This window comes from Arthrobacter sp. 10T413_2, assembly GCF_056394205.1.
In genome coordinates, this window is the sequence record NZ_JBFTHK010000168.1 from 1 (window position 1) to 9,206 (window position 9,206).

The following is a 9,206-nucleotide window of genomic DNA, read 5'->3' on the forward strand; positions in this document are numbered from 1 at the left end:
GCACCGAGAAGAAGTAGTAGGACGGATACACCGTGCCGAGGATGCTTGGCTCGTAGGAGCGGCCGTACCTGTCCTTGGTCCCGKCCTGGGCGCCCTCCATGTCCTTGCGYATGAGTCCGGCCTCCTTCTCGTTGCGGGCGTAGGCCCCGATCACGGTATCGGCGTGCTGCTTCAGCAGGTCGGACAGGCGGGTCCGGGCATCACGCAACCGGTCCAGCGCCGTCTCGGGCGTGATCGAGCCGTCCGCCAGTTCCGATGACCAGCGTTCAAGGTCGCTGCGGCTTTCATCGCGGAAGGACCGCAGGGCGGCCGCCGTCGCAGAGGATCCCTCGGCACGGCGCTGGCTGAGCATCTCTTCCAGGCCGTTCAGGTCGCTGCGGAACGGTGCGAGCTGGTGGTTCCAGGCCGCCGGCCAGGATGCGCCGCGGTTGAGCAGGGCATTGGTATCGGCAATCACGTCATCCAGCACGTCCAGTTCCGCCGCCGCGTCGGCGTAGTTMCGGATCAGTTTGAGGTTGGGCCGGCGGMTAAGGTCCCGGCGGCTGAGGGCATGGACCTGGTTGGAAAGCTCGGTGGCCGTGTTGTAGCGGTTCATGAAAGTGCGGTGTTTTTCCAGGACCGTGCTGCCGTACCGCGAGGATTCGGGGATGGTGCTGGCGTTGAGCTCGGTGACCTGCAGGTCCATGCTGACGTTCGCGTAGCTGGCGTCGCCCCGCGCGAGTTCCTTCCGGCAGGACACCCTGGTCCGCCACCGGACGATCAGCCATGCTGCCGCACCGCAGACCGCGGCGGTCACCGTCAGCCAGGCCGAGGCGACGAAAGCCGTGGACCGGTACCACGGCTGGTTGATGAGTTCGGCGCCGCGGCGGACCCCGGCAATCGTGCCGTCAGTCCACTGGGCATCGCGGAACAGTTCCTTGGAGGCGTTCTGGATGTCCTCGCGCTGTTCGGGCGAGACCTTGCGGTCCTCACCCATGTACGTCCCGACATGCCGGCCGACCGGATCCAGGGCAAAAATGAACAGCCCGTCCGCCCACTTCTGCCCGTCGGGACTGATCCATTCGGGATGTTCGGCGCGGGCGAACCGCAGGACTTCCTCGTTCAGGTTGTCCGCGGCCGTGCCGTTGTACGTATAGATCGCAACCTTGGTGGGCTGATAGAACTCGGTGGACCGTACCGCCGGCAGGAGCRTGTCTTGGTCCAGGACCCCGGCGCGGTCCTCAACCACGACGGCGGTCGGTGTCACGGCGAGTGCCGCGGCGGCTCCGCCGAGCAGGCCGACCAGGAGCAGGAGCACAGCGGCGAGGGCATTGCGCATGATTCCCATTTTCCGAGCGTAGTGGGTGGCCCCGGCCGCGTCGATGCAACCGCCGCCGGAACGGGACGAAAGACATCATGACGGCGCACCGGCCCGGCGTCCATACTTGCGGCATGAGTTCTCCGCCGGATGGATCCCAGCCTGAACGACCTCCAAGAGAACCAGAACCGGAGGAAACGAAGCCCGGGCAGGCGCGCCCCGCCAGGCCCGACCGGACCCTGCTGGCCATCATGGTCGCGATCGCGGTGATTGTGATCGTTGCCCTGGCTGTCGTCCTGACCCGCGGAGAACCGGCGCCGCTGGCCGAKTCGACGCCGGCCGGCGTCGTGCAGCGCTATGCCGCCGCTGTCATTGCCGGGGATGAGGCGGCCGCGTCCGCCTACTTGACCCCGACCGCGCGGAGTAAGTGCAACAACGAGGCCCGTCCGGCCGCGCAGAACCTGCGTGTCACGCTGGTCTCCACCACCGAGCGGCCGGAGTCAGCGGACGTGCGGGTGCTCATCACCGTGTCCGAGCCGGGCGGCCCGTTCGGCAGTGCTGAATACCAGGTGGAGGACGTCTTCGACCTCGTCCGGTCGGGGAACGGCTGGCAGATCGACAACGCACCCTGGCAGCTGACGGTGTGTMCCGGGCAGGTGAAGCAATGAGCGCCCAACGGACGGTGCGCCGGCTAATCACCTACGCGCTGCTGTTCGCGCTGGTGGTGATCGCCGCCGTCGGGCTCGGCGGACTGCTGGGCCGCCTGTTCGTGACGGGAACGGAACTGGCCGTGGACGATGTCGCGGGGCTGGCGCGCTCGCTGGCCTTTGCCCTGATCGGCGGCCCGCTCGCGGCCCTCCTGTGGTGGGTGGTCTGGCGGCGGCTCGAGGACCCGGAGGAACGGTCCGCCGTCGGGTGGGGTCTCTATGTGACCGGCGCCTACATGGTTGCCCTGCTGATCGCCTCCACCAATCTGATCAACACGCTGTCCTCGCTGATCGGCGGCCCGGGCCAGGAGTGGCGGCTGTCGCTGGCCACGGGCCTGGTGTGGGCGGCAGTCTGGGTCTGGCACCGGTGGATGTGGCGCCATCCCCGGAAGGGTCCGGCCGAGCTGGCCGATGTCCCCACGGTGCTCGGCTCGGTGCTGGGGCTCGTGCTGGGCGTCGGCGGCGCCGTCTCGGCCCTGTCCACCCTCCTGGATGCCGCCCTGCGGGGCGCCGCGGTTGAGGCATCGGTGGGCAAGCCATGGTGGGTGTCGGCGCTGCAGTCCCTGGTTTGGGCCGTCGGCGGAACCGCCGTCTGGTGGTGGCACTGGAAGCACGACGGCGGCCGGCGGCTGCGCACCGGGCTGGCCGACGTCGCACTCATCACCGTCGGGGTGCTCGGCGCCGGCATCCTCACCCTGGCCGGGTCCGGGGTGGCACTGTTTGTGGCCCTCCGCCTGCTGTTTGACCGTACCGAGCCGCTGGAGCTGTTGCTGGAGCCCCTCGCTCCCGCCGTGGCCGCGGCTGCCATCGGTTGCCTCGTCTGGGTCTACCACCGCAACATTGCTAGCGGGCGCTCGGAAGCCACCCTTCAGGGCGGCAGGCTCGTGACCTCCGGCGTCGCGCTGGTCGCGACGGCGTCGGGGATCGGCGTGATCGTCAATTCGGTCCTGGCCATGACGGCGACGCCGCTGGCCGGCACCGGGGCGCGGACGCTCCTGCTCGGGGGAATCAGCTCCCTCCTGGTGGGCGGGCCGGTCTGGTGGGTGGCGTGGCGTCCACTGGAGCCGGCGGCGGGGGCAGCCGCCGCAACCGGCGCMGGACTGAACGCCCGGCGGATCTACCTGGTCGCCGTGTTCGGCCTGAGCGCCGTCGTTGCAGTGGTCACCCTGCTGGTGATCGGGTTCCGGCTGTTMGAATTCTTCCTGAGCGATGTCAGCGGCGGAAGCCTCGTGGACCGGATCCGCGCCCCGCTGGGACTACTGGTCGCCACCGGACTCGTGTTCGGCTACCACTTTGCGGTATGGAGGCAGGACCGTGCCGTCCTCGCCGCGGCCGGTCCGGTCCGTCCGCGAACGATCGGCCACGTGATCCTGGTGGCAGGACCGGATTCCGCGGCATTGCGCCGCGTCATCAGCGAGGTCACGGGGGCAGGGGTCACTGTCTGGACGCGGGCGGACGCCAGGGCTGCTGACCTGACCGGCGTAGCTGCACTTCCCGGCGGGCCGCCCGGGCCACTCCAGGGGGCCGGCGCGGCACAGGAAGAGCAGTTGGCGGCGGCACTGCACGGCGTGTCAGCGGCCCGGGTTCTGGTTGTTGCGGATCAGCACGGGGGGATCGACGTCATCCCGTTGCAKGGCTGACCGGCTGTCCTGCGTCCGGCGGGGCAGGGCACGCCCTAGGATGGCGGCATGTCTACCTTTGAAGTCACGCGCAGCGCGGTCATTCCCGCACCGGCAGAGGATATCTTTCCGCTGGTCGACAACTTCCACGAATGGACCAAGTGGTCGCCGTGGGAATCGGTTGACCCCGCCATGGAGCGCACCTATTCCGGCAGCGGCTCCGGCGTCGGCGCCAAATACGCCTGGAGCGGCAACCGGAAGGCCGGCTCCGGCACCATGGAGATTGTGGACGCCGCCGCGCCACGCAGCATCAAGATCCGCTTGGAGTTCACTAAGCCCTTCAAGGCCGTCAACCCCACCACGTTCACTTTCACGCCGTCGGGCAACGGCACTCAGGTCACGTGGACCATGACCGGGGAGAACAAGGGCATCGGCAAGGTCTTCGCCCGCTTCATGAACATGGACAAGATGGTTGGCGCAGACTTCGAAAAGGGGCTCGCCGCGCTCGCCACGGCTGCCGCACAGCCACAGGCCTGAGCAGGGAGGCCCTGCGCGGTGACGTTGCCCCGCCGCCGGGGCAGTTCAGGACCCGGTGGTTGGGACCAGTTCGGGGTGATGGATCCGKGCGACCTCCGGGTGGGCGCGCAGCCAGCCCTTGAGCACGTTGGCGCCGTAGGACGCGAGCATCGGATTGTCCGGGTCATCGGTGATCCCCCGGGACCGGGCCGCGAGCGCGGGCGGGAGGGGCACCGGATCGATGACGGCGTCAAGCCGGGGCGACCAGAAGAACGGGACCGTGTAGCGGTCGACGCCGGGCAGGGGCGCCTCGACGCGGTGGATGGTGGCCGCCAGGTAGCCCTGGGTCGCGACTTCGAGCATTTCCCCGAGGTTGACCACCAGGGCCCCCTGAACCGGCTCCACCGGAATCCAGTTGTCGCTGCCCGGCGGGAGCACCTGCAGGCCGCCGACCTCGTCCTGAAGCAGCAAGGTGACGAATCCGTAGTCCGCATGGGCGCMGACCCCCTGGGGTCCGGCATCGGTGACGACGCCGCCAACATAGTGGACGAGCTTAGCCATCCAGGCCGGCGAGTCCCGGAACGGTTCGTCGAAGTAGTCTTCCGGCAGTTCCAGGGACACGGCGATGGCGCTCAGCAGTTCTGCGCCGATCCGTGACATGCGGTCCGCCCAGGCCATGCACACGCTCCGCAGCTCAGGCAGCGCGCGGTCCGGCATCAGGTTGGGCCCCTGCACCAGCCAATACGGCTGATCCGGCGGGTAGCCCTCGACGGCGGGGCGCTCAGGTCCAAAATCGAGCTGTTCACGGGCGTCCGGCCGCCCCCGGGTGACTTCGTGGCCCAACCGCGTGTAGCCGCGGAAATGCGGTGAGAGCCGGTTGTCCAGTTCCAGCCTGGACTCAAGCGGAAGCCCGAAGAACCGCCGGGTGACGTCGAAGAGTTCGTCCACCTCGCCGGGAGTGGCCCCGTAGCCCGTGAGCTGGAAGAAGCCCACCCGGTGCGAAGCATCGCGCAAGGCTTCAATAAACGCCGGGTCAAAAGTGCCGTCCCGCCCTCTGGCTGCACTGAGATCCAGCAACGGAATCGAATCCGATGGTGCGTTCATGCTTGCAAACTACCACCACGGCTTCACCTACTGAACGGTAGGCCGGTTCCGGTTGCCCGGATGCGAGAAGAATTGGCGGTGCCGATTMCCAGCTATTGCCTAGGCACCTCGCGGGCTTTCTTGATCGCGGTGTGCAAGAGTTCAACAACGAGGGTTGCCAATGCCACGCCGATCGGGTTAACGAGAAAGCCGGAATCCATGCGCCGGAACGCCACGAAAGCTCAACGTCGAATCGCCGCGCGGCTGCTTGTTGCAGCAGTCCTGGTGCTGTCAGCAGCAGCGTGTGAGCCCTCGCCGCCCGGTGGCAGCCCGGGAACGGGATCCGGCACGCCTAGTGCCACGCCGAGTACCGGCGCGTCAGCCGGCACCAGCAGCCCCGGCACCACGTCCGGGGGCTCTGCCTCGGCGCAGGCCGGCTCAAAACCGGGGCACGTGTTCGTGATCAACCTCGAGAACAAGGGCTACAACAAAGTGTGGGGTGCCGGTTCTGAGGCCACCTATCTCTCCCAGACGCTCCGCAACCAGGGCGTCCTGCTGTCCGAGTACTACGGAATCGCCCACAACTCGAACCCGAACTACCTGGCCCAGATCTCCGGCCAGGCATCCAACGCCATGACCCGCGACGACTGCCCCACGTACGCCGCTTTCAAGCAAACGGGGACGGCCGCGCTGGGGCAGGTGGAGGGAACCGGCTGCGTGTATCCGGCATCGGTCCCCACGGTCGCCGGGYAGCTCAGCGCGGCCGGCAAGACGTGGAAAGGCTACATGGAGGACATGGGGACGCCGTGCCGGCATCCCAAGCTCGGCGCGAAGGACACCAGTCAGGGTGCCAAGGTGGGCGACCAGTACGCGACCCGGCATAATCCGTTCGTGTATTTCGAGTCCATCACCTCGTCCCCGGACTGCCAAAGCAACGTGGTGGACTTCAGCCAGCTTGCCGGTGACCTCCAGTCCGTGGACACCACACCGAATTTGGCCTACATCTCGCCGAATCTGTGCAACGACGGCCACGACAGCCCCTGCGTCGATGGCAGCGCCGGCGGGCTCGCCGCCGCTGACAGCTGGCTGAGCCAGCAGGTCCCGGMGATCCTGGACTCCCCGGCGTTCAAACAGGACGGGATGCTGGTCATCACCTTCGATGAAACCGAGGGAAAGACGGTAGGACCGTCAGCCCTGCTGCCGGGCGGGACGGCCGGCGGCAAGATCGGTGCGCTGGTCATCTCGCCGTTCACCAAGGGCGGCACGACGTCGGACCAGGCCTACAACCACTTCAGCCTCCTGGCCAGCATCGAAGACGCCTTCTCGCTGCCGCGGCTCGGGTATGCCGGGGCGCCGGGCCTKAACAGCTTCGGCGCGGACGTCTTCAACGCCGGCTCCTGACGGCGGCACGATGCCCCGGACGCCCTGAACGCGCGGGCGGTCTGGTCTGGGCAGGCGCGATCGGCCGCTACGGAGCGGCGGGTCCCGAACCGTTCCCGGACGCCTCCTGGCCGTATTCGGCCGTGATCAGGATGGGAAGGTGGTCCGAGGCGCCGCGGGGCAGTGTCTCCACGCTTTCGATTTCCAGCCCCTGGGAGGTGGCGAAGTCGAAGTGGCCCTTGAAGACCTTGTAGCGGGTGTAGGTCCGGCGGTCGCTCATGGTGAGGTCGTAGCCGGCGTCCTTCATCTGCGCTGTGAGGGATTTGGTGAAGAACGGATAGTTGAAGTCACCCACCATCAGTGACATCAGGCCGCCGCCCATGCTGAGCAGCTCGGCGTGGGCGGCATGGATCTGGTTCCGCCRCAACGAGTTCGACGCCGTCAGMGGCGCMGCGTGGAAGGAAGCGATGACGAGCTCGTGGTCGGTCKCGTTGTCCGTGACTCGCGTTCCGATGAGCCGCTCATGCGCGGGGGCCAGGACACGGTCGTGGAGGGACTTCTTCAAAGCGAAGGTCTTGGTGTCGTAAGCGGTAAAGCGGTCCTTGCGGTAGTAAATCGCCAGGCCCAGCCGGTTCCCCCGGGTGGCGTCGGCCAGGTGCAGGTTGCCGATGGTCGCCGGCAGGTCCTCGGTATCGCACTCCTGGAGGCACAAAGCATCAATCTCGAAATCGCGGGCCAGATCGACCAGCTCGCCACTGGCCTTGTGCTTGCGGAGGTTGTAGCTGATGACTCGGATCAGGAGAGCACCCCTTCGGATGATAGTTGCGAACGCTGTGATCGAGTCTACCCAGTCCGGCTGGCCGAACGCTGAATGTTGAGCAGGGCGTGCGGGCCGTCAGCTCTCCTGTCGGTGAGGTCCCGGCCCCGCCGGCGGGGAATCCGCCGGCTCCGGACCGGGCAGGGGAATGACGAGGCGGACACGGAAGCCGGCACCGTGCGGGCCGGCCTGAACCTCCCCGCCCGCCAGCCCCGCGCGTTCCGTCATCCCGCTGAGGCCGAACCCGGCGTCCGCCCCGGGAGCCGGCCCCCGGTCTGGGGTCCCGGCGTCGGCAGGCTGTATCGTCCCCKTCCCCGTCCCCGTGCTCGTGACCGTCAGCCGCACCCGGGTTGGCTGCCACACAAGGCGAACGTCGACGTCGGCGCCCGGGGCGTGTTTGCGCACATTGGAGAGTGCTTCCTGCACGGTCCGGTAGATGGCGACGGCGGCATCCGCCKGCAACGCCGCCGGGGCGCCCAGGGTGGTGAAGCCTGTCTGTCCCGTCGACGCGAGCCGGTGCTGTTCAACCAGCGACTCCAGCAGCTCGGGACCTGGCACCTGGTCCTCCCGCAACGCCCGCACGGCGCGCCGGGCCTCGGACAGTCCGGCGCGGGCCAGCGCACTGGCCTGGTCGAGCGTGTCCCTAAGTTGCGGGTCCGCGCCGGTGTTCCGCGCCAGGAGCCGGGCCCCTTCCAGATGCAGGGACAGCCCGGACAGGGTGTGGGCCAGGACGTCGTGCATGTCGCGCGCCATCCGGCCCCGCTCGGCGGAAGCCGCTGCGGCGCGTTCGGCGTCCCGCCCGGCTTCCACCTCCCGCAGCAGCCCCGTGATGCGTTCGCGCTGCTCTCGCTCGGTCCGGAGCAAAAGCCCCACCAGGAAGAAGAAGGCCGCACCGGCATCTGTGGCCAGGATGAGAGAGATCGCGGTCTGGCCGGAGCCCAGCTGGAGGACGTTGACAGCGCAGAGCGCCAGCAGAGCGACGGCGGGGAGTGCCAGCCGGGGTGGCCGCAGCGGCGCGAACGCCGCGATGAGGAACAGCGCCGTGACGTCGGCCTGCGGGCTCGCCGCACGCAGGCCCGCCACGCCGACAGCCATGGCCGCCATCAGGGCAACATAGACAGCGGGCGCGAGCCGCTCCTTGAGCAGGTAGGTGACGGCGGCCGCGGCGAACAAAGCCGCGGCCACGGCGTTGACCAGGCCCGGGCCGTCCGCCGCGAACCCCACCGGGCCCAGCGCCGCGCCGGCCACCACCAGCGCCGCCATGGCCAGCCCCAGGGGCGTCAGCCACTGCCGGGACGACGCCCGCGCGGGGGAGCCGGGAGGAACGCTGGCAGCACTCATGGCAGGAATCCTGCCATGAGAAGCTTGGTCTCAAAAATCACTGACGAAGGGACGCAAGCGGTGGCCAGGACGCAGGTGCGGGTGTTGATCGTGGATGACCAGAAGGTGGTCCGTGACGGGCTGGCCATGATCCTGGGATTCCTGGACGACATCACGGTGGCAGGCACCGCCGTCGACGGTGCGGACGCGCTGCGGCAGGTCAAAGCCCTGCAACCCGACGTCGTCCTGATGGACCTCCACATGCCGGTCCTGAACGGCGTGGAGGCGACCACGCTMCTTAGCCGTGAGGCCCCTGCCAGCCGCGTGGTKGTGCTCACCACCTACGCCGACGACGAGTGGGTGTTCTCCGCGCTCCGTGCCGGCGCGAAGGGCTTTCTGACCAAGGACGCCGATGCKGGGGAGATCCGCCGGGCGGTCCTGACGGTCGCCGGCGGCGATGCCCAGCT

The 9,206-nt window shown here is 68.5% G+C and carries 9 protein-coding genes; 5 read left to right on the top strand and 4 right to left on the bottom strand.

Annotated features, from left to right (window positions below):
• The coding region (locus tag AC1DBQ_RS19065) for a DUF5129 domain-containing protein (RefSeq protein ID WP_476930000.1) at positions 1 to 1,327 on the bottom strand (1,327 nt) is incomplete at its 3' end.
• Between the two features lie 104 nt (positions 1,328 to 1,431).
• On the opposite strand from AC1DBQ_RS19065, the gene AC1DBQ_RS19070 reads away from it, so the two are divergent.
• From AC1DBQ_RS19070 to AC1DBQ_RS19080, 3 genes are read left to right on the top strand one after another with little or no spacing between them, the layout of a single operon-like run.
• Entirely contained in the window at positions 1,432 to 1,965 is a 534-nt protein-coding gene (locus AC1DBQ_RS19070) for an LpqB family beta-propeller domain-containing protein (protein ID WP_476930001.1), read from the top strand.
• The gene (locus AC1DBQ_RS19075; RefSeq protein WP_476930002.1) at positions 1,962 to 3,644 is read left to right on the top strand and encodes a DUF5671 domain-containing protein; all 1,683 of its coding nucleotides are present in this window, start codon (positions 1,962 to 1,964) and stop codon (positions 3,642 to 3,644) included. The genes AC1DBQ_RS19070 and AC1DBQ_RS19075 overlap by 4 nt, the downstream gene beginning before the upstream one ends.
• 48 nt (positions 3,645 to 3,692) lie before the next feature.
• A complete protein-coding gene (locus AC1DBQ_RS19080) occupies positions 3,693 to 4,160 on the top strand; it encodes an SRPBCC family protein (RefSeq protein ID WP_476930003.1) in 468 nt (155 codons plus the stop codon).
• Positions 4,161 to 4,205: 45 nt separating this feature from the next.
• On the opposite strand, the gene AC1DBQ_RS19085 is transcribed toward AC1DBQ_RS19080, so the two are convergent.
• Entirely contained in the window at positions 4,206 to 5,243 is a 1,038-nt protein-coding gene (locus AC1DBQ_RS19085) for an isopenicillin N synthase family dioxygenase (RefSeq protein WP_476930004.1), read from the bottom strand.
• Positions 5,244 to 5,675: 432 nt separating this feature from the next.
• On the opposite strand from AC1DBQ_RS19085, the gene AC1DBQ_RS19090 reads away from it, so the two are divergent.
• Positions 5,676 to 6,623, top strand: a complete 948-nt coding sequence (locus tag AC1DBQ_RS19090) for an alkaline phosphatase family protein (RefSeq protein ID WP_476930005.1) — start codon at positions 5,676 to 5,678, stop codon at positions 6,621 to 6,623.
• A gap of 67 nt (positions 6,624 to 6,690) precedes the next feature.
• Here AC1DBQ_RS19090 and AC1DBQ_RS19095 read toward each other — a convergent pair whose 3' ends face one another.
• Together AC1DBQ_RS19095 and AC1DBQ_RS19100 are read right to left on the bottom strand one after the other, a co-directional pair.
• Positions 6,691 to 7,398 carry an endonuclease/exonuclease/phosphatase family protein gene (locus tag AC1DBQ_RS19095; RefSeq protein ID WP_476930008.1) on the bottom strand — a complete coding sequence of 236 codons (708 nt, stop codon included), beginning with the start codon at positions 7,396 to 7,398 and terminating at the stop codon, positions 6,691 to 6,693.
• Positions 7,399 to 7,497: 99 nt separating this feature from the next.
• Positions 7,498 to 8,760, bottom strand: a complete 1,263-nt coding sequence (locus tag AC1DBQ_RS19100; RefSeq protein ID WP_476930006.1) for a sensor histidine kinase — start codon at positions 8,758 to 8,760, stop codon at positions 7,498 to 7,500.
• Positions 8,761 to 8,775: 15 nt separating this feature from the next.
• Between AC1DBQ_RS19100 and AC1DBQ_RS19105 the strand changes: the two genes are divergently transcribed.
• Positions 8,776 to 9,206: response regulator (locus AC1DBQ_RS19105; RefSeq protein ID WP_476930007.1), on the top strand; the 431-nt coding region annotated here is incomplete at its 3' end.

Bases quoted from the DNA above. Each gene is read 5' to 3' on its own strand.
- AC1DBQ_RS19080 (WP_476930003.1), top strand. From the start codon at position 3,693: ATGTCTACCTTTGAAGTCACGCGCAGCGCGGTCATTCCCGCACCGGCA.